This is a genomic window from Streptomyces sp. URMC 124, from assembly GCF_051386455.1.
Taxonomy (GTDB): Bacteria; Actinomycetota; Actinomycetes; order Streptomycetales; family Streptomycetaceae; genus Streptomyces.
This window is the reverse complement of the sequence record NZ_JBPQTS010000667.1, coordinates 1-232: the sequence shown is the minus strand read 5'-3', so window position 1 is coordinate 232 and position 232 is coordinate 1. Positions and strand designations below refer to the sequence as shown.

Annotated in this window: 1 protein-coding gene; it reads left to right on the top strand. The window is 59.5% G+C overall.

Annotation, left to right across the window (positions count from 1 at the left end; translation table 11 throughout):
- The coding region (locus ACSNOG_RS34100) for a hypothetical protein (RefSeq protein ID WP_436756536.1) at positions 1-185 on the top strand (185 nt) is incomplete at its 5' end.
- Positions 186-232: the final 47 nt, after the last annotated feature.

Sequence of the window (232 nt, the reverse complement as noted above, 5' to 3'; positions counted from 1 at the left end):
AGCTTACGCTCCTGGTGATTAAAGTCGCCGAGCTGCTGACCTGGAAGGACGAGGGGAACGGCCACGTCCGGGCTATTGAAACGCTGCGGCAGTGGCTGCTGCTGAACGGCGTGCCGAAACCGCTCATCGAGCTGTTCGACGCCAAGCGCCCGGAAGGAAGCTCGCCGACCGAACGCAGGAAATAGATCGGTTGAAATAACGATACAAAATAGCCCCCCGGGAAATCCCGGAG